The sequence below is a fragment of the Streptosporangium sp. NPDC020145 genome (genome assembly GCF_040631275.1).
Taxonomy (GTDB): domain Bacteria; phylum Actinomycetota; class Actinomycetes; order Streptosporangiales; family Streptosporangiaceae; genus Streptosporangium.
In genome coordinates this window covers 111,285-131,535 of sequence record NZ_JBEXZT010000004.1, presented here as the reverse complement: position 1 = coordinate 131,535, position 20,251 = coordinate 111,285, and the positions used below count along the sequence as shown (strand labels likewise).

At 72.3% G+C, this 20,251-nt stretch carries 14 protein-coding genes; 10 read left to right on the top strand and 4 right to left on the bottom strand.

All coding sequences use genetic code 11. The features are described from left to right. Window positions 1-204 precede the first annotated feature (204 nt). Complete coding sequence (locus ABZ463_RS08745; RefSeq protein WP_362775330.1) at window positions 205-5,118, top strand: ATP-dependent helicase; 4,914 nt, start codon at window positions 205-207, stop codon at window positions 5,116-5,118. Window positions 5,119-5,233: 115 nt separating this feature from the next. Here the strand turns inward: ABZ463_RS08745 and ABZ463_RS08740 are convergent, their stop codons facing one another. Continuing rightward, entirely contained in the window at window positions 5,234-6,925 is a 1,692-nt protein-coding gene (locus tag ABZ463_RS08740; RefSeq protein WP_362774519.1) for a hypothetical protein, read from the bottom strand. Between the two features lie 810 nt (window positions 6,926-7,735). Between ABZ463_RS08740 and ABZ463_RS08735 the strand changes: the two genes are divergently transcribed. Together ABZ463_RS08735 and ABZ463_RS08730 are read left to right on the top strand one after the other, a co-directional pair. Beyond that, complete coding sequence (locus ABZ463_RS08735; RefSeq protein ID WP_352008533.1) at window positions 7,736-8,719, top strand: hypothetical protein; 984 nt, start codon at window positions 7,736-7,738, stop codon at window positions 8,717-8,719. 109 nt (window positions 8,720-8,828) lie between these two features. Next, entirely contained in the window at window positions 8,829-10,364 is a 1,536-nt protein-coding gene (locus tag ABZ463_RS08730) for an NAD(P)-binding domain-containing protein (protein WP_362774516.1), read from the top strand. A 29-nt stretch (window positions 10,365-10,393) separates the two neighbouring features. Here ABZ463_RS08730 and ABZ463_RS08725 read toward each other — a convergent pair whose 3' ends face one another. Next, the gene (locus tag ABZ463_RS08725; protein ID WP_362774513.1) at window positions 10,394-11,095 is read right to left on the bottom strand and encodes a type 1 glutamine amidotransferase domain-containing protein; all 702 of its coding nucleotides are present in this window, start codon (window positions 11,093-11,095) and stop codon (window positions 10,394-10,396) included. Window positions 11,096-11,168: 73 nt separating this feature from the next. Continuing rightward, window positions 11,169-12,044 (bottom strand): NAD(P)-binding domain-containing protein, encoded by an 876-nt coding sequence (locus ABZ463_RS08720; RefSeq protein WP_362774510.1) that lies wholly within the window; start codon window positions 12,042-12,044, stop codon window positions 11,169-11,171. Between the two features lie 96 nt (window positions 12,045-12,140). Here ABZ463_RS08720 and ABZ463_RS08715 point away from each other — a divergent pair, with 96 nt between their 5' ends. Beyond that, window positions 12,141-12,497: a helix-turn-helix domain-containing protein gene (locus ABZ463_RS08715; protein WP_362774507.1), complete on the top strand. Its 357-nt coding sequence runs from the start codon at window positions 12,141-12,143 to the stop codon at window positions 12,495-12,497. Window positions 12,498-12,563: 66 nt separating this feature from the next. Here ABZ463_RS08715 and aspS read toward each other — a convergent pair whose 3' ends face one another. Further along, a complete protein-coding gene (gene aspS, locus ABZ463_RS08710) occupies window positions 12,564-13,877 on the bottom strand; it encodes an aspartate--tRNA(Asn) ligase (protein ID WP_362774504.1) in 1,314 nt (437 codons plus the stop codon). Between the two features lie 561 nt (window positions 13,878-14,438). Here aspS and ccmA point away from each other — a divergent pair. From ccmA to ABZ463_RS08680, 6 genes are all read left to right on the top strand, one after another. Continuing rightward, window positions 14,439-15,062: a heme ABC exporter ATP-binding protein CcmA gene (gene ccmA / locus ABZ463_RS08705; RefSeq protein ID WP_362774501.1), complete on the top strand. Its 624-nt coding sequence runs from the start codon at window positions 14,439-14,441 to the stop codon at window positions 15,060-15,062. After that, on the top strand, window positions 15,059-16,546 hold the full coding sequence (locus ABZ463_RS08700) for a DUF6297 family protein (protein ID WP_362774498.1): 1,488 nt from the start codon (window positions 15,059-15,061) through the stop codon (window positions 16,544-16,546). The genes ccmA and ABZ463_RS08700 overlap by 4 nt, the downstream gene beginning before the upstream one ends. Before the next feature lie 28 nt (window positions 16,547-16,574). Beyond that, the gene (locus ABZ463_RS08695; protein ID WP_362774495.1) at window positions 16,575-17,948 is read left to right on the top strand and encodes an MFS transporter; all 1,374 of its coding nucleotides are present in this window, start codon (window positions 16,575-16,577) and stop codon (window positions 17,946-17,948) included. A 55-nt stretch (window positions 17,949-18,003) separates the two neighbouring features. Beyond that, on the top strand, window positions 18,004-18,825 hold the full coding sequence (locus ABZ463_RS08690; protein ID WP_362774492.1) for an aminoglycoside 3'-phosphotransferase: 822 nt from the start codon (window positions 18,004-18,006) through the stop codon (window positions 18,823-18,825). Between the two features lie 164 nt (window positions 18,826-18,989). Beyond that, window positions 18,990-19,454, top strand: a complete 465-nt coding sequence (locus ABZ463_RS08685) for a hypothetical protein (protein WP_362774489.1) — start codon at window positions 18,990-18,992, stop codon at window positions 19,452-19,454. 448 nt (window positions 19,455-19,902) lie between these two features. After that, complete coding sequence (locus ABZ463_RS08680) at window positions 19,903-20,232, top strand: hypothetical protein (protein WP_352008522.1); 330 nt, start codon at window positions 19,903-19,905, stop codon at window positions 20,230-20,232. Window positions 20,233-20,251: the final 19 nt, after the last annotated feature.

Genomic DNA, 20,251 nt, shown 5'->3' with positions numbered 1-20,251 from the left:
CCCACTTCCGGGCCCCGGCTGGCATCACAAATTTGGATAAAAGCTATTAAGGACGACTTATTGTGATCTTTCCCCCTATCAGTGGGGTGAGGGAGTGGGACGGATTCTGTCGGTGGCGCCGTGCACCATGGAGCGGTGGCCGGGCCGTCCGGCCGGGACGAGACGAGGGGGCGATCTCACGTGCGTGAGGCGGACACCGATCCCATGGGCGGGGCGCTCAGTCTCTTCACCCCCGTGACCAGGCAGTGGTTCACCGGAGCCTTCTCCGCCCCGACCGCCGCGCAGGAGGGCGCGTGGGCGTCCATCGCCCGGGGCGACGACACTCTCGTGGTCGCGCCGACGGGGTCGGGCAAGACCCTGGCCGCGTTCCTGTGGTCACTCGACCGGTTGGCGGCGCGGGCGGAGGAACGGACGGAGGAGGAGCCCTCCCGGCGGTGCCGGGTGCTCTACGTGTCCCCGCTCAAGGCGCTGGCGGTCGACGTCGAGCGCAACCTCAGGGCACCGCTGGCCGGGTTGCGGCAGACCGCCCGGCGGCTCGGGCTCCCGGTGCCGGAGATCTCGGTGGCGATCCGCTCGGGCGACACCTCCGCCGAGGAGCGCAGACGTTTCGCCGCCAAACCGTCCGACATCCTCATCACCACCCCGGAGTCGCTGTTCCTGCTGCTGACCAGCAAGGCCCGTGAGGCGCTGCGCGGGGTCGAGACCGTCATCCTCGACGAGGTGCACGCGGTCGCGGCGACCAAGCGCGGCGCGCACCTGGCCCTCAGCCTCGAACGGCTCGACGCCCTGCTCGCCCGCCGCGCCCAGCGCGTCGGGCTGTCGGCGACGGTGCGCCCGGTGAGCGAGGTCGCCACCTTCCTCGGCGGCGGGAAGCCCGCCGTGGTGGTCCAGCCGCCCTCGGACAAGGTGATCGAGGTCGAGGTCGTCGTCCCCGTCGAGGACATGACCGAGCTCGACGCCCCGGTACGGCCGGCCGACCCCGCCGACGAGGAGCGGTGGCCGGCCGGTCCCGCGCCCAGACGCTCCATCTGGCCACACGTCGAGGAGCGGTTGTTCGACCTGATCGGGCGGCACCGCTCGACGATCGTGTTCGCCAACTCGCGGCGGCTGGCCGAACGGCTGTGCACCCGCCTCAACGAGCTGGCCTGGCAGCACGGGGCGGGCTCCCAGCCGGAGCCGGGGGCCGGGGAGCCCGCCCACTGGGCCGAGGGCTTCCCCACTCCCCCCGGCGCCCCCGCGCCCCCGGCCTCCCTGGCGACCTCGGCGGCGATGATGGCGCAGGCCGGTGCCTCGAAGGGAGCCCTCCCTGAGATCGTGCGGGCCCACCACGGCTCGGTCTCCAAGCAGGAGCGTTCCCAGATCGAGGAGGCTCTGAAGTCGGGGCGGCTGCCCGCGGTGGTGGCGACCTCCAGCCTGGAGCTCGGCATCGACATGGGCTCGGTCGACCTGGTCGCCTGCGTCGAGTCGCCGCCGAGCGTGGCCAGCGGCCTGCAGCGCATCGGCAGGGCCGGTCACCAGGTCGGGGCCGTCTCCCGTGGCGTGATCTTCCCCAAATACCGAGGCGACCTGGTCCAGACGGCCATGGTCGCCGAGCGGATGCGCGACGGGCGGATCGAGGAGCTGCGCTACCCGCGCAACCCGCTCGACGTGCTGGCCCAGCAGATCGTGGCGATGACGGCGCTCGACGACTGGACGGTCGACGAGCTGGAGACGGTGGTACGGCGTGCCGCGCCGTACCACGGGCTGCCCCGCAGCGCGCTTGAGGCGACGCTCGACATGCTCGCCGGGCGTTACCCCAGCGAGGAGTTCGCCGAGCTGCGGCCGCGTGTCGTGTGGGACCGGGTCACGGGCACGCTGAGCGGGCGCCCCGGCTCCCAGCGGCTGGCGGTGACCAACGGGGGCACGATCCCGGACCGGGGGCTGTTCGGCGTGTTCCTCGCCGGGGAGAAGTCCTCCCGGGTGGGCGAGCTGGACGAGGAGATGGTCTACGAGTCCCGCGCCGGGGACGTGTTCGTGCTGGGCGCGACCTCGTGGCGGATCGAGGACATCACGGCCGACCGGGTCCTGGTCTCCCCCGCCCCGGGCCGGCCGGGCAAGCTGCCCTTCTGGCACGGTGACAGCGCGGGCCGCCCTGCCGAGCTGGGCAGGGCGATCGGCGAGTTCCTGCGTGAGATGTCCGCCGCGGGCGCGGACTCGGGCGGCGGGAAGACCACGGAGTCGTCCGCCTCCGGCGGCCCGGACCCGGCCGATACGACGCCGAGGCGGCGGAGGCCGGGGCGGGGTTCGGAGGGGGACGGCGGCGCGGCGCGCGAGGCCGCCCTGTCCCGCATCCGGGCGGCCGGGCTCGACGAGCTCGCCGCCGCGAACCTGCTGTCCTACCTGGCCGAGCAGCGGGAGGCGACCGGTTACGTGCCGGACGACCGGACGTTGCTGGTCGAGCGGTTCCACGACGAGCTCGGCGACTGGCGGGTCGTGGTGCACTCGCCGTACGGCGCCAGGGTGCACGCGCCGTGGGCCCTGGCGATCGGGCGACGGCTGCGGGAGCGCTACGGCACCGACGTCCAGGCGGTGCACTCCGACGACGGCATCGTGCTGCGCGTTCCCGACACGCTCTCCGGGCCTCCCTCGGACATCGCGGTCTTCGACCCCGACGAGATCGAACGGATCGTCACCGAGGAGCTCGGCGGTTCGGCGCTGTTCGCGGCGCGTTTCCGCGAGTGCGCGGGCCGGTCGCTGCTGCTGCCCAAGCGCACGCCTGGCAGGCGCACCCCGCTGTGGCAGCAGCGGCAGCGGGCCTCGCACCTGCTCGACGTCGCCGGAAGATACGCCTCCTTCCCCGTGGTGCTTGAGACGATGCGCGAGTGCCTGCAGGACGTGTTCGACGTCCCCGGGCTGGCCGGGCTCATGCGCGACATCGCGGCCAGGCGGGTGCGGCTGGTCGAGGTCGAGACCGGGCAGGCGTCGCCGTTCGCGGCGTCGCTGATGTTCAACTACGTGGGCGCGTTCATGTACGAGGGGGACGCCCCGCTGGCGGAGCGCCGGGCCCAGGCGCTCGCCCTCGACACGAGCCTGCTGGCCGAGTTGCTCGGCCAGGCCGACCTGCGTGAGCTGCTCGACCCCGACGTGATCGCCGACACCGAGCGGGAGCTCGCACGGCTCGACCGGCCGTTGCGCGACGCCGAGGACCTGGCCGACCTGCTCCGCTCGCACGGCCCGCTGGTCGCGGCGGATGTGAGCCTGCGTGAGGGCGACCCGGCCTGGCTCGGCGCGCTTGAGGCCGCCAGGCGGGCGATCAGGGTGCGGATCGCCGGGCAGGAGCAGTGGGCGGCGATCGAGGACGCCGCCCGGCTGCGTGACGCGCTCGGCGCGCCGTTGCCCGTCGGGGTGCCGCACGTGTTCCTCGAACCGGTCGAGGACCCCCTCGGCGACCTCGTCTCCAGGCACGCCCGTACGCGCGGGCCGTTCTCGGCGGACACCGCCGCCGCGAGGTTCGGTCTCGGGCCCGCCGTCGTCACCGACGCGCTGCGCCGCCTGGCCGTCCACGGCAGGGTGGTGAACGGGGAGTTCAGGCCCGGGGGCCGGGGTGAGGAGTGGTGCGACGGCGGGGTGCTGCGGACCCTGCGCCGCAGGTCGCTGGCCAGGCTCCGCAAGGAGGTCGAGCCGGTTCCCCCGGAGGCCCTGGCCGCCTTCTCCCCCGCCTGGCACGGCATCACCGGCGGTCAGCAGCGAGGCAGGCCGCCCATCGACGCGCTGGCCGGGGCCATCGAGCAGTTGCAGGGGGCGGCGGTGCCCGCCTCCGCGCTGGAGACGCTGATCCTGCCCTCGCGGGTGCCCGGATACGACCCCTCGATGCTCGACGAGCTGACCTCCTCCGGCGAGGTCGTCTGGGCGGGTCAGGGGTCGCTGCCCGGTGGAGACGGCTGGGTCGCGCTGTACTTCGCCGACACCGCCCCGCTGCTGATGCCCGATCCGGTGGAGATCACCATGACACCGGTGCACGAGCGGGTGCTCGACGTCCTGAACGGCGGGGGCGCGTTGTTCTTCCGCGACCTGTCCGGCCGGGTCGGCTCCCTGATGCCGGGCGCGGTCCCGGACGACGGCGCGCTCGCCGCCGCGCTGTGGGACCTGGTGTGGGCGGGGCGGATCACCGGTGACACGCTCGCGCCGCTGCGCGCCACGCTCGGCACCGGGCGTCCCGCCCACCGCAGGGCGCCTTCGCGCAGCAGGCGCGCGGTGCTTCCCAGCCGGAGCGGCCCGCCGACCGTCGGCGGGCGCTGGTGGTCGTTGCCCGCCCCGTCACAGGACGCGACCCAGCGCGCGCACGCCCAGGCGGAGGTCCTGCTGGAACGGCACGGCGTGGTGACCCGTGGCGCGGTCGCCGCCGAACGGCTGCCCGGTGGGTTCGCCGCGGTCTATCCCGTGCTGCGCGCCTTCGAGGAGAGCGGCCGGTGCCGCAGGGGTTACTTCGTCGAGGGACTCGGCGGGGCGCAGTTCGCGCTGGCCGGCGCGGTCGACCGGATGCGCGCGACCTCGGCTCCACCCGTCCGCCCGCCCGCCTCCCCATCCGCCGTCCCGCCCGCCACCTCGCTCGACGATCCGGCCGCCGGGGTGTCTTCGGACCCGTGGCGGACCGGCCCGCCGGTCATGGACCCCGGGGGTGAGAGCGAGTGGGGCGGCGGGTCCTGGGGAGCTCGGGGCGGAGGGCCGCGGGGTGCGATGTCACAGGGTGCGGTGCCACGGGGTGAGGCCTCGCGGCGGGCGGTCGTGCTGGCGGCGACCGACCCGGCCAACCCGTACGGCGCCGCCCTGCCGTGGCCCGCGCACCCGGGAGAGGTGTCTCACAAACCGGGCAGGAAGGCGGGTTCCCTGGTGGTGCTGGTCGACGGGCACCTGGTTCTCTATGTGGAACGCGGCGGCAGGACCCTGCTGTCCTTCGCCGACGGCGACGTCCTGCAGCCCGCGGTCGACGCCCTCGCGCTGGCCGTACGCGACGGGGCGCTGGGCAAACTGACCGTCGAACGGGCCGACGGCACCGCCATCAACGACTCCCCGCTGGGTGCCGCCCTCGAATCCGCCGGATTCCATCCGACCCCCAGGGGGTTGCGTCTGCGCGCCTGACCGGCACCGTCCCGTGCGGTGGAGTGAATCGCGTCCACCCCCGGAGGTCCGAGAGGCACCCTGAGACGTCACGGACGAAGGTGTGGGTCATGGGCCGTCATGGCTTTCGTGGCCTTCACCGGGACGGTTCGGGGCGGCGTTCGATGAGGGCGAGGCTCAACGCCAGGCAGAGCAGCGGGACGGCGGGCAGCCAGTACCTGCTGTCGTAGGCGGTGACGGCCACCGGGCCCACGATGAGGGCGAACGCCATGGCCAACGGCAACGCCCCGGCCGGTGTGGCTCTCCTGCCCGTCTCCGAACCCTGCACCTTCGAACCCCGGGTCTCCGAACTCCGGGTCTCCGAATCTTGAGCCTCCGGATCCCGGGTGCCCAAGCCGGGGGCGTCCGAGCTCTGGGCGAACCGGCTTTCGGCACCCTGGCTTTCGGCGCTCCGGGTTCGAACGCCCTGAGTTCCGACGCCTCGGATCCGGGCTCGCCAGGTTCGGGCGTCCCGGGTTCGGGTGCTCCGGGTTCGGGTGTTCGGGATGAGACGGGTCGCGCAGGCCAGGAGGGCTCCCCCCGCGAGGGCGCCGAACAGCGGTCCGGGCAGGAAGCCGAAGGACTGGTAGGCACGCATCACCCCCGCCGCGGGCTCGACGACCCGGGTCTCCGGCCGTCCGTGCCCGTAGGCCAGCAGGTCGGCCCTGATGCCTCCACCGGGAATCCTGACCCCGTCGGGCAGCGGACCTTCGGTGTTGGGCAGGACGTAACGGTTGTAGACGACCGGCGCCACACCCGGCACCGGTCCTCTTCGCCAGCTCAGCGTCCTGCGCAAATCCTCACCGACCACCCGGAGATAGTCCAGCGGCTGGGTGATGACGGCGCGCCGGGCCAGGTCTCCCGCCAGGGCGTCGATCCTCGGCTGGAACAGGTCCGCGCGGGTGACGACGGGGTGGCCGGGCACCCGGCGCAGGGGCGACCAGTCCGACCAGATGAAGTACGGCGAGGCCGGGCGCGAACCGACCGGCTGGGACGGGCACAGGACGGCCTCCTCCTGCGGCGGCCTGATCCTCCGGCAGTCGGCGAACGGCATGGTCCTGGCCCACAGCCACACGCCGTTGCCCCCGTTGAGCGCGGGGGTGCCGTGCCAGGCGCCGTACCACGCGGCGTAGCCGCCGAGCGGGACCGCGACCGCGACCAGCGCCGTGAGCAGGGCTCGGGCGCCCGCGCGGGCGACCAGGAGGTAGGCGGCGAGCAGCGGGAGCAGCACGAGCCCGATCGAGCGGGTGAGCGCCGCGACGGCCAGCAGCAGCCCGGCCGTGGCCGCACGGCCGGGGGTGACCCCGGGCGTCCAGAGCACGACCGCGACGGCGACGACCACCAGGAACGTGAAGGGGACGTCGCTCAGGATCGTGTGCTCGAAGAAGATCTGGTAGGCGTCGAGAAGGACGGGGGTGGCTGCGAGCACCGCCCACCCCGCCCGTGTCCCGGCCGCCCTGCGGCGGACGAGCGCGTAGATCGCCGTCCCGGTCGCCAGCCCCATCAGATGCTGGAGGATCGCGACGGCGGCGAAGCTGTGCAGCGGTCGCAGGAGCCACAGCAGCAGGGAGTAGCCGCTGGGACGGACCTCGTAGGGCTGCGGCCGTTCGGCGACGCCCACGTAGTCGAAGGAGTCCTCGAACCACACGACCGGCGAGTAGCCCATGACGGTGAGAACACGCAGCGCCACCGCGACCAGCAGGACGGCCAGGAAGAGCCGGTGCCGCCTGGGCGAAGGGACCTGTGGGCGAACGCGGGCATTCTTCCGTTCCGGACTGACAGCCTTCATGATCGCTTTTATATATTGACGTAAGGGTATTCGTGATCTTTTGTGGGGTACATGCATCCCAGAAAAGCGATCTAGGGATTTTTCCCCCGAGCCACCGCCGCCACCCTGTGGCTTTTAATACGTATTTTCGGGATATATCCCTGAAAGTCTGGTTACCCAGGAACCCTCGGGAGCCCCGAAGAACGGCTGAACGGCGTCGCTCCGTTGAGCGACGCCGTTCAGGCGGTACGGCCCCCACGCCCCCGCGGGGTCGTACCGCTCGGCCGTGTCCTGCTGACGGCTCCCTTCGGGCTCACGCCGTCAGGCGGCTGACACGGCCGCGGACGGCGGTGTTGGGCCCGCCGCATCCCTCATGGGCGAGCCGTCCGCCGCCCCCTGCGGCGCCGGTGCCGTGTTCGGGCGCGCGATGGAGCCACGCGCTCGCCGGGCCTCGGCGACCGGCGCCCCGCCCGTCCGTCCCGCCACTCGCCGCGACCTGCGCGGCCGTACCGGCATGGCTGTACCGGTACGTCGAGCGGGACGGTCACCTCCGGCACCGGACGGCGCTCACCGTCATCCCCCGGCGAGCACCCCCGGAGCTCAGGAAACCGTACGAACCCCCGTGAAACGCATGATCCCCTCCTGCCCCGCGCACGGACCGGACGGGAGGCACCCCCGTTCGAGCCGCGCAGAACAAGCATCGCGAACGGCAAAATCAACCACAATCATTAAAATGATCCTTAAAAGGTGCGCACTCCCGGGATCGGGACAAAAATATGGCTTCAGCGGGACGGGACATCCACCGCGGAAGCACCGAAAGGGGAGCACCCTATGCAGGGGTTTTCCGAACTCCGCCTCGGGCGCCTGGACGAGGTCAAGGTTTCGGTCGTGCTCCATCCCGGGGCCACGCTGCTGTCGCTGACGGCCGGGACCCTGGGGGGCCGTCCACACGGCGTCCCACGGCACTGGCAGAAGGCGGTCATGTCCGCCGCCCCGCGCAACGCGGCCGAGGTGCTGCGCCCGCTGTTCGCCCCGTCCTTCTCGGTCATCCCCGACTGCGTCAGCCCGGCGGTCTCGATGTCGGAACCCGACGCCGACACCCATCTGGAGCGGCTGGCCGACCTCTCCCCCGACACCCTGCTCGCCGAACTCGAAACGGAGTTCCAGCCTGCCGTCCCCGCCCAGTGGCGGCCCGTCGTCGAACGCCCCGGCGCGTGGATCCACGCCTACTCGCACCTCATGCGCGTGCTGTGGCAGGAGTTCAGGCCGGTCTGGCGCCGGGCGGACAGCCTGCTCAAGCGGGAGCGGGAGCGGATCGGGGCCGCCACGGTCACCGACCGCCTTGAGACGGTCATGGGCAACCTCAGCCCGCGCTTCCACTTCTCCGGCACCACGCTCGGCCTTCCCGACCAGCAGGCCAAGCGGTTCGACCTGGCCGGACGTCGGCTCGCCCTGGTGCCGATCGTGTCGGGCAACGGCGCGAGCATCTTCGCCTTCGACGATCCCGGGATGGTGTGGATCGGCTACCCGCTGCCCGCGCTGGGGGTGCTGTGGGACGACGGCGACCAGAAGGACGCCCCGCCCGACTCCCTGGCCCTCACCCTGGGGCAGGCCCGTGCCGCCATCCTGCGGGCCGCCGGGGCCTCGCTCACCATGAGCGAGGTCGCCTCCCTGCTGCGCTCGACCCCCGCCGCGGCGACCTACCACTGCGCCCAGCTTGAGGCCGCGGGACTGCTGGACCGCGAGCGACACGGCCGCCACGTGCGCGTCAGGGCGACCGCGAAGGGCGAGGCGCTGGTCGCCCTGCTCGCCTGAGCCGTACGCGCCGGGACAGGACACGCCGGGACGAGACACACGGGGATGACTCCTCGCCGGAGGTGGGTATCCCACATGGGCCCGTACAACCTCCAGAAAGGCCGGCCCCGTGATCCAGGAACATCGTTACGTCGTGGTCGGCGCCGGGCCCGCGGGGTTGCAGATCGGCTACTTCCTGCAGGAACGGGGCGCCGACTACGTGATCGTCGAGCGGGAGCGGTCCGCGGGTGACTTCTTCGCCCGCTTTCCCCGGCACCGGCGGCTGATCTCGATCAACAGGGCCCGGGACTGGTCCGACGATCCGGAGCTCAGGCTGCGCTGGGACTGGAACTCGCTGTTGAGCGACGATCCGTCCCTGCTGTTCCCCGCCTACAGCGACGACTACTTCCCCTCCCCCGACGATCTGCGGCGCTATCTCGCCGACTTCCACACCACCCACGACCTGCGGGTCGCCTTCGGCACCGGGATCAGCCGGGTGACCTGCAAGGAGGAGGGGTTCCGGCTCGAAACGGAGGGCGGCGGCCAGTTCCAGGCCGAGTGCCTGATCTGGGCCTGCGGATGGGGCGGGCCGTACGTTCCCGACATCCCCGGCATCGAGCACGCCGAGGGGTATGAGGACATGACGGTCGATCCCGAGTCGTTCCTCGGCAAACGGGTGCTGATCCTGGGCAAGGGCAACGCGGCCTTCGAGACGGCGCACGCGCTGCGCGACCACGCCTCGGCGATCCATCTGGCCAGCCCGAGACCGGTCAGGCTCGCCTGGAACTCCCGGCATCCGGGGGACGTGCGCGGCTGTCACGGCACGCTGCTCGACAGCCACCACTTCAGCTCGCTGCACGCGCTGCTCGACTGCTCGGTCGAGCGGATCTCCTTCGACGGCGCGGTCTACACCGCCGACGTCGTCCACAACCACGCGGGCGGCGGCCCGGAGAGGCTGGAGTACGACGCGGTGCTGCGCTGCACCGGCTTCCGGATGGACACCGAGGTGTTCGCCGACGAGCTGCGGACCCTCCCCGGCGGGAGGCTGCCCGCGCTCACCTCCGACTGGGAGTCGGCCGGTCTCCCCGGGCTCTACGTGGCGGGCACCATGATGCAGGCCCGGGACGCCAGGCGGGGTTCCTCGGCGTTCATCTACGGCTTCCGCTACAACCTGCGCACGCTCAGCCGCCTGCTCGCCGAGCGCTACGACGGGGTACGGCTGCCGCGCACCCCCGTCCCCCGGCCCGCGCTGACCGGGACGGTCCTCGACCGGGTCAACCGCAGTTCGGCCCTGTGGGCGCAGGCGGGCTACCTGGTCGACGCCCTGGTGATCACCGAGCACGGCATCGAGTGCTACGAGGAGCTTCCCGAGGACTACGCCGTCGAGCGCTTCGGAGATCTGGTGACCGTCGGCCTGTGGCAGAGCAGGGAGCCCGGCCCCGACGACCTGGAGGCCGTCGCGCTGGGGGCCGAGCGGCTCCCGCTGCCCGAGGGGGTGACCCGCGGCGCCGGAGGCGGGGCCATCCATCCGGCGGTACGGGTCTTCAGGAACGGCGTGCTGACCGGCGAGCTGCACCTGCCCGACAGCGTGGCCGCCCGGTGGCGGGACCCGGAGCGGCACGTGGCGCCGCTCGACCGCTTCTTCGACCGGCTGCTGCCCCGGTGAACGCACCCGTGTGAGCCCGTACGGCGTGCTCAGGCGGGCTGGAGCCGTCTGACGACGGCCTCGGCGACCCCTCTGGCGCTGCCCGGGTTCTGACCGGTGATCAGCCGGTCGTCCTCGACGACGTGGGCCTCGAACGGCCTGCCGGCGACGCTGTAGTGGGCTCCGAGCCTCTTCAGCTCCTCCTGGAGGCTGTAGGGGACGGCGTCCTCGCGGCCGGCCGCCTCCTCCTCCGGCCAGGAGAAGCCGGTGACGTCCCTATCCCTGACCAGCGGCTCCCCGTTCGAGAGCGTGACGTTCAGCAGCCCGCAGGGGCCGTGGCAGACGGCCGAGACCACGCGTCCGCTCTCGTGGAACCTGGCGACCAGCGACTCCAGGTCGTCACTGCGCGGGAAGTCGAACATGACCCCGTGCCCGCCGGTGAGATAGATCGCGTCGTAGTCCTCGACGTCGACGTCGGCCACCTTCCTGGTGTCGTCGAGGAGGTTCATGAACCTCCTGTCCCGATAGCGCCGTTCCGTGCCCAGTTCCGCCAGCACGTCGTGGGCCAGGCTCTCCGGGTCGATCGGGATCGTGCCGCCGGACGGGCTCGCGATGTCCAGGGAGAACCCGGCCCGCTCGGCGTGGTCCCAGAAGTGCGTCAGCTCCCCCAGCCACAGGCCCGTCCGCATGCCCGCCTTCTCGTACTCGCCGACGTTGGTGACGACGACCAGGATTCTCTTCGTCGCTGACATGTCCGCTCCTTCGCGCGGGAACCCCTCCGTTCCGCCGGGTTACCCGCACCAAAACCCCACAAACCGCCCAGGGTCAGCGGAGGAGCAGATCGACCACCCCCGCGGTGCCCTCGTCGCCGTGGCCGTCGGCCAGGCGGCGTTCCATCAGGGTCGTGAACGGGGTGATCAGTTCGGCGCTGATCCCCTGCTCCTCGGCCGTCCGCAGCATCGTCGCGTTGCCCTCGACCATCATGGCGAGGTTGGAGGTCACGTTCCTGGTGTAGTCGCCGCTCTCCAGGTGGTCGGCGATGCCGTAGGTGTAGGAGGTCATGGCGGTGAGCCAGGCCACCAGCGTGGGGGCGAACTCCTTCGGCGAGATGTCCTTCTCCCGGCGCAGCAGGGCGAAGGCGTGCGTGACCCCGGCGAACATCCCGGTCATCGCGCTCAGCAACGCCACGTCCTGCAGCGCGGCGTACCCGGCGTCCTCCCCGACGTGAACGGGCCGCGCCGGTACGGCCAGCGTGTCCCGGTGCTCGTCGAAGAGGTCGCGTGAGCCGCTGTAGAAGATGAAGGCCCCCGACTCCGGGGCGCCGATCATCGGGGGGACCGCCATGACGCCGCCGTCCAGGAAGCGGGCGCCGCGTTCGGCGGCCCAGGCGGCGCGGGCGCGTCCCTGCCCGGGAGTGCCGGTGGTGAGGTTGACCAGGTCCCTGCCCGCCAGGTCGGCGCCGTCCAGGGTCTCCCCGACGGAGGCGTCGTCGAGCAGGCAGGTCACCACGAGGCGGTTGGCGGCCACCGCCTCCGCCGCGCTCCCTGCGATCCGCGCGCCCCGCCCGGCGAGCGCCTCGGCCCTGCCCGGGGTACGGTTCCAGACGGTCAGCCGGTGACCGGCGGTCAGCCAGGCCTGGGCCAGCGCGGTGCCCATGGCGCCGAGGCCGAGCAGAGTGAGTCCGGAAGTGTTGTCGTTCATGCCTACTAGGCTGGATCCCGGTCCCCGGAACGATCAAGTACGCACTTCGAAGTGGGTGCTTACCCCGGGGTGAGTGAGCAGGCAGGAGGGCTGGAGATGGCGACCGTACCCAGGCCGGGGGCGTACGTCTGCGGGATCGACGCGGCGATGGACGTGATCGGCGGGAAGTGGAAGGTCCTGATCCTCTGGGCGCTCGACGAACGGCCGTGCCGCTTCGGCGAGCTGCGCAGGCTGGTGCCGGGGGTGACCGAGAAGGTGCTCGCCTCCCACCTGCGCGAGCTTGAGGGGGACGGCATCGTGCACCGTGAGGTGTACGCCGAGGTGCCGCCCAGGGTCGAGTACTCCCTGACTCCGCTGGGCGCCTCGCTCAACGCGGCGCTGGGCCCGCTGGGCGCCTGGGGCAGGGAGCACCTGCTCGGCGGTGCGGAGGAGAGCGCCGAGCGGGCCTCCTGACCAGGCGGCCACGCCGTACGGCCCGGCCCCAGCGGGAACCGGGGCGGGCCGTACGGGAGGGAGACGTCAGGGGTTCAGGCGGTGCAGGTCACGGGGGAACAGCGTCGCGCGGCGGACGTTGTCGGCGCCGGTCAGCCTGGCGGTCCACCGTTCGAGCCCCAGGGCGAACCCGCCGTGCGGCGGCATGCCGTGCCGGAAGGCCGACAGATACCCCTCGTACGGCTCGGCGGACTCGCCCTTGGCGGCCAGGACGGCGAGGTAGTCCTCGTACCGGTGCAGGCGCTGACCTCCGGTGACCAGTTCGAGGCCCCGGAAGAGCAGGTCGAAGCTGTTGGAGTACTCCGGCCTGCCCGGCTCGGGATGGGTGTAGAACGGCCGCTTGACCATCGGGTAGCCGGTGACGAACAGGAACTCGCTGCCGTGCTCGCCCAGCGCCCACTCCGACAGCCAGCGCTCGTGGGCCGGGGCGAGGTCCGGCTCCCCCCTGGGGTCCTCGGCGGTGTGGGCGGCGATGAGCTCCTGCGCCTCGGCGAAGTGGATCTCCGGGATGCGCTCGGGCACCTTGGGCAGCGCGACGTCCAGCAGCGCGCACTCCTCGCCCGCCTGACGTGCGACGGCCTCCGTCATGCCCGCCAGCACCTCGCGCAGCACCGCCATCACGTCCCGGTGGTCGGTGACGAACCCGAGTTCTGCGTCCAGCGAGGTGTACTGGGCCAGGTGCCGCGCGGTGTCGTGCGGCTCGGCCCGGAAGACCGGGCCGGTCTCGTAGACCCGTTCGAAGACCCCGACCATGGCCTGCTTGAAGAACTGCGGAGACTGCGCCAGGTAGGCGGGGGTGCCGAACCAGTCGATCGCGAAGACGTTGGCGCCCGACTCGGTCGCCGAGGCCACCACCTTCGGCGTGTGGATCTCGGTGAAGCCGAGACCGTCGAGCGCCGCCCTGAAGCCCGCGACCGAGGCGGCCGAGATGACGTGCGGCGCGCGCAGCGCCGGGTGGCGCAGCGTGACCGGGGCGTGGTCGAGGATGGTCGGCAGTGTCGCGGGCACCCCGGGCCGGTAGAGGTCGAACGGCGGGGCCTCGGCGGGCCCCGACAGGGCGACGACCTCCGGGGAGGTCAGCTCGACCCCTCCGGGAGCCTGTGGGTTGGCGGTCACGGTCCCGGTGACGCTCAGGACCGTCTCCTCGGGGTGGCCGTCGGCCTCGGCCATGGCCTCGGGGCCGGTGAAGACGGCCTGGGCCAGGCCTGACCGGTCCCGCAGGATGAGGAAGACCACCGATTTCAGGGTCCGTCCCCGGTGCAGCCAGCCCTGGACGGTGACCCGGTCGCCGATTCGCCGTGGAAGCTCGGCGGCCAGGGTACGAGTGGATGTGGAGATCATCACAAACCTCAACTCAGTGAGTGGTGATCCCTTGGGAGTGCGGGCGAGAAGGGAACTCGCGGTGCCACCGCACTTTCGCCGCCGTCACGACGGCCTCGACGGCCCGATCACGGGGGCCGACCGGCGGGGCATTGGGCGCGCACGCCGTTTCTCCCCGCACTCGGGAGGGTCTTCACCCCCGGGGACAGGTCCGCCTTCGCAGCTTCCGGCGGCTCTCTCCGACCTGTCCGTGCCCGGGGACTACTCGTCTCCGTCAACGCGTTGCCGGAAGGTTACGTTCGCTCCGCCGCCCACCGCAACCGCACGCGCCGCCGGGCCCTGCTCATGGCGGGAGGACACGCCCTAGTCTGTGGGCGTGCCGGAATCACCGATCTTGACGAACCCCCTCCAACGCCAGTCGCACCCGGCTGGGATCGTCGGCCTGCGGAAACAGCGGTCCGAGCTCACCGGGAGCCGTGCCCTCCCCTCCCTGCCCGGCGGCGTCACGCCCGGCACGGCCCCAGGACCGTGGGCCTGGGCCGGGCCTTCCGGCGTGACCGAAACCGCCCCGGGCTCGTGACCGTGGAAGCGACCCTGACCGCGTGTGACGTGCGGGTTGACCTGGGCGGGCAGGCGGTGCTGCGCGGAGTCGGCCTGACGGCGGGCCCCGGGGAGATCGTGGCCGTCATCGGGGAGAACGGCGCGGGCAAGTCGACGCTACTGCGCTGCCTGGCCGGACTGGAGATCCCGGCGGACGGCAGGGTCCTGGTGCTGGGCGAACCTCCGGCGGACACCGCGGGATTCTGGCGCGAGGTGGCGCTGGCCGGCGACGAGCCCGCCTGGTATCCGGGGCTGAGCGTCCGGGAGCACCTGGAGATGGTGGCGACGCTGCACGGTGGCGGGCGGATGGACACCGGGACGGCCCTCGCCGCGTTCGACCTCGACAGACGCGCCGACCTGCACCCGCTGACCCTGTCGACCGGGCAGCGCCAGCGGGTCTCACTGGCCGCGACACTGGTCAGGCCGAGCCGCCTGCTGCTGCTCGACGAGCCGGAACGCGGCCTTGACGCCGCCTTCCGCGACCGCCTGGCGGACCTCCTGCGTGAGTACGCCACGCGGGGCGGCGCCGTCGTCATGGCCACCCACGACCTCGCCCTCGCCGAGGCCTGCGGCGCCCGCCTGGTCAGGCTGGAGGCGGCGCGATGAGACGCTGGCAGGACCGGTACACGACGTTGTTCGGCGTCGCCATGGCGCTCGCCGTCCTCGGCAGGCCGATCGCCTCCGTGCTGGAGAACCTCGTCCACCCGGCCGATCCCCGGCAGGTGGGAGCCGGGCTGGCGCTGGTCACCGTGGCCTACGCGGGCTACCTGGCCGTCGTCAGGGCGGCCGGGCCGGTGGTGCTCGGCGCCGCCGACGCCTCCTGGCGCCTGCTCTCCCCGCTGTCGCGCCGTACCGTCCTGGGCGGGACGGCGCGGACGTTGCTCGTGATCTCGATCCTGGGCGGGCTGGTGCTGGGCACGACGCTGGTCGCCGTGCTCGGCGCCCCCGACCTGCTCCCCCTGCGGCTGGCGGCCGCGCTGGTGATCGGCCTCGGCGCCGGGCTCGGCGGCATGGCGATGGGGGTCCTCGGTCAGGCCTTCCCCACCTGGGACGCCTGGTTGCAGGCCCTGATCGCCCTCACCGTGGCGGTGGCCGTACTGATGGCCGTGTCCGGTCCGGGGCCCGGCCGGGTGGCGGCCGCTCTCCCCGCCGGGGTGGTCGGCGCGGTCGCCTGCTGTACGGCGGCGGTGGCCGCGTTCCTGGTACGGCGGGCCTGGACGGCGCTCGACCGTGTCCCCGCCCGTGCGATCCTGGCCGCCTCCGCCCGGTCGGGAAGGGTGGCCCAGGCGACCGTGACCCTGGATCCGGGCGCGCTGACCTGGTCGGTCGAGGACAACCACTGGCGGGGCCGGGCGCTGCGCTCGCGCCGCTGGCCGGTGCCGGGCGCCTGGGCGCTGGCCTGGCAGGAGGCCCGCCGCGCCGGACGCCGTCCGGTACGGCTCGCGGTGCTGGCCGGTGCCGCCGCGCTGCCCGCCCTGGCCGTGACCGCCGGGTTGTCCCAGGTGGCCGTCGCGCTGACGGCCATGGGCACGCTCGCCGCGGCGGTCTCCGTCACTTCCGGTGCCCGCCGTGACGGTGACAATCCCGCCCTGCTGCGGGCGCTCGCCGTCGGTCCCCGTACCGCGCTGGCCGTACGGGCTCTGCCGCCCGCCCTGTTCGGCGCCTGCTGGCTGGGGGCGGCCCTGGCCGGGCTGAGCGTCTCGGGTGCCCTCGGCACGGGCACGTGGTGGCCGCTGCTCGGTCCGGCCTGCGGCCCCGTCCTGGCGGTCGCGGCGCTGCGGATGGCCAGGAGGCGCCCGATCGACCGCTCCATGCCGGTCATCGACACTCCGGGCGGCGCGATTCCCACGGGGCCGCTGCTGTGGGGGCTGACCGGCGTCGACCTCGCCCTGCCCGGTTGCGCGCCCGCCCTGCTGGCCCTGGCCGTACGGCCCGCCGACCCGCTGCCCTTCCTGGTGGCGCAGACGCTGACCGGCCTGGCGCTCCTGGGCGGCTACGTCGCGCTGTCCGCAGGCGGTTCCCGGAGGCGGCCCACCCGGAACGGGCGCGCACCGGCGGCGGGTTCGTCCTCGCCCAACCGGAGACCCTGATGACCGCACCGCCCCCGGTCGAGCACCTGTGACGCGGGACTCCGCCTTCTCCTGGCGGTTCGTGGCGCCGTTGTTCACCGGATCGACGATCAACGCGGTCAACACCTCCCTCATCGCGACCGCGCTGGTCCCGGTCGCCGCCGCCGTGCGCGTCCCGGTCGGGCGGACCGCGGTGCTGGTCTCCGCGCTCTATCTGGCGGGCGCCATCGCCCAGCCGACCGGCGGGAAGCTCGCCGAGGAGTTCGGGGCCCGCCGTGTCTTCCTGACCGGCCTGCTGATCGTCCTGGCGGGCGGCGTCGTCGGCGGGACGGGGCGGAGCCTGACCGCCCTGGTCGTGGCCAGGACCCTGATCGGTGTGGGCAGCTCGGCCGTCTACCCCTCGGCGATGCTGCTCGTCCGGCGCCGCGCGGAGGCGGCGGGCCTGACCGCGCCGCCCGGTGGCGTGCTCGGCGGCCTGATGCTCGCCGGTTCCGCCACCGCGGCCCTCGGTCTTCCCATCGGCGGCGTCCTGGTCGACGCCTGGGGCTGGCGGACCACGTTCCTGGTCAACCTGCCCGTCGCGCTCGCGGCCCTGGTCATGGCCCTGCTGTGGATTCCCGCCGACCCGCCGGTCGAGGGGCCGGTGACGCCCCGGCAGCTCGCGGCCCGCGTCGACGTGGCGGGCATCGCCGGGTTCGGCGGGGCGATGGCCGCCCTGCTGGTCTTCCTGATGGAGCTGCCGCGTCCCAACTGGACCGCCCTCTGCCTGGCCGTACTGCTCGGTGCCGGGCTCGTGTGGTGGGAACTGCGGGCGAGCCGTCCCTTCATCGACATGCGCCTGCTGCGCGCCAATCCGGCGCTCACCCGCACCTACCTGCGCTGGGCCGTGGCGTCGCTGTGCGTCTACACCGTCCTGTACGGCCTCACCCAGTGGTTGCAGGCCGAACGCGGCGTCTCCTCAAAGGAGGCGGGCCTGCTCCTGCTGCCCATGAGCGCGCTTCCCGTCCTGATCGTGCAGCCCATCTCACGGCGCAACCTCGTCCGCGCCCCGCTCCTCGTCTCGGCGTTCTGCTGCCTGGCCGCCTCGATCGGGGTCCTCTCGCTGACCAGGGACACCCCGATCCTCTGGGTCATCGGCATCACGCTCGCCGTCGGGGTCACCCTGGCCGCGACCTCAAGCGCCAACCAGACCACCCTGTACGCCCAGGCTCCGGCCGCCCAGCTCGGCACCGCCTCGGGGCTGCTGCGCACCTCCGGATTCCTCGGTTCGATCGCCTCCACCGCGCTGATCTCCCTCGCCTTCCACACCCAGGTGAACGACGACCGCCTGCACGTCCTCGCCCTGATCATGGTCGCCGCCTCGGTGGCCGGGCTGGCCCTGGTGCTCACGGACCGCGGGCTCACGACCCGGGCCGACATGTGACCGTGGCTGAAAACCCTTTGTTCCCGGTACGGCGTGCCTGGAAGCATCACGGCCCATGAGCCTTATCGACATCGACGAGATCCCGACCGGCCCGGTGCCCGTACCCGACGTCATCGCGACACTCGCCGGTGACGACGACATCACCCCGGTGTGGCGCAACGAGCTCGGCGGCCTGACGTTCCGGCTCGACGACGGGCGTGGCGGCGTCAGATACGCCAAGTGGATCGCCGTCGGCACTCCGGAGATCGACCTGGCCGCCGAGGCGGAACGCCTGACCTGGGCGCGACACTGGGTGAACGTCCCTCAGGTCCTCGAACACGGCGACGACGCCGACGGCTCCTGGCTGGTCACGGCGGCGCTCGTCGGCCGTTCCGCGGTGGACGACCGCTGGCGTGACGGCCCGGAGGCCTCCGCGGCCGCGGCGGCCGCGATCGGCCGGGGACTGCGCGTCCTGCACGACGCCCTGCCCGTCGCGGAGTGCCCGTTCGACTGGAGCGTCGAGCGGCGGCTCGCCCGCGCCGACGAGCGCGTCGCCGACGGTGAGGGGCCGCAGGACTGGTCCCCCGAACACCGTCATCTCGGCCTCGCCGAAGCCCGGGCGATCATCGGCGACCCTCCGCCGATCGACCGGCTGGTCGTCTGCCACGGGGACGCCTGCGCCCCCAACACCCTGGTGCACGACGACGGCACGTTCGCCGCGCACGTCGACCTCGGCTCGCTCGGGGTGGCCGACCGGTGGGCCGACCTCGCGGTCGCGGCCTGGAGCACCGAGTGGAACCACGGCCCCGGCTACGACCACCTGGTGTACGAGGCCTACGGCGTCACCCCTGACGAGGAGCGCATCGCGTACTACCGCCTGCTGTGGGACCTGGCCTGACCCCTGATGGCGACACGTGAGGGGGCCGTCACGGAAAAGGGCCTTCCTTTCATCGATCCAATGTTGGCAGTAAACCAGCGAAAAATGGCATTTTCCCGGCCTATATCGCTCTCCTGCTTCTGATTTGATCGGTGATGAGGTAATCGCCCAAGGATGGAGTGCACGTGTCAGCTATCAAACGCGTCCTGGCAGCGCTGACCCTTGTCGTCGCGGCCCTCGCGGGCCTTGTCAGTCCAGCCGGGGCGGATGTCGCGAGCGTGAAGGGCGTACCGGCCGCGGCGAAGGACATAATCCCCTGGCCTGTGGTCAGCCCCGCCCCGGAGGTCTGGGACACGAAGTCCGACTGGAGCCAGCAGCAGGCCACCGACTGGGTCAACAGTTGCGGGCCGGAGAGGCTCTGCACCTGGATCAGGTACAACGCCGGCAACGGCGACAGGTACGTTCTGTTCCGGTTCTACACCTGCGCGGAGTACGCGCTGACGAGGTGGGGTGGCACGACGCCCTATTTCAACAACCAGAACGTCCGTGTGGAGCTCCGCGACCAGCAGCACAACCCCATCAGGTACTTCGAGCCCGGAGCCAAGTTCATCACGAACTGGGACCCGGTCTGGTTCATCAAGCTCTGCTGACCCCGGATCGTGCCCGGCCGGACCGGACCCGGTACGGATCCACCGGCGCGCGTACGGCGTGAGCCGCCCGACACAGGACCCCAAACGGAACCCCCGGCCACCGGGGGTTCCGTCATTCTCAGGAAAAAGGCCTCTTTTTCCGCCACGGCCTTTATGGGGGATCGCTCAGCTCGTTGACCGGGGTGAAACAGCGGAAACGAAATTCTCCTCGCCTTTCGAGCGTCAAGCACCCGTCCAGAGATTCCGCGCGACCGGGCGTGAGGCCGGCTCCCGTTCAATTCCGGAGAAGCGGGGACCCACGGATTCCCGGTAGCGAGCTCCACGGAAGACATAAGAGCCCTTCGGGGCACACCGGACCGTCACTCACGGGACACGGGTGACCATTGACGACTACGGAGAGTTATCAAACGAAGAAACAGTGGCCCCAGGTTCACGGGAGGTGCCTCGCATGAGGCGACAGATCACCAAAGCCGCCGTCTCCACCGCGTGCGCCGTCGCGATGCTCGCCGGCGCGGCGCTTCCGGCCTACGCCGCGACGGGTCGCTTCGTCTACCGGCTTCAGGCCGGGCGGCCCAACCTTCTGGTCAATCCACAGAGCCTCAGGTGCATCGGCCTGTCCGCGTTCGGGCAAACCGTCCTGCTCGTGTCCAACGGCACCGACGAGGTCGCGAACATGTACGTCAACCGCAACTGCACGGGAGCACCCATCCCCGTCGCCCCCGGGGAGCGGCGGGACTTCGACGAGCCCATCTCGGCGGTGATGTTCGTCCCCCGCTGACACCCGGGAAGCGGGTAGG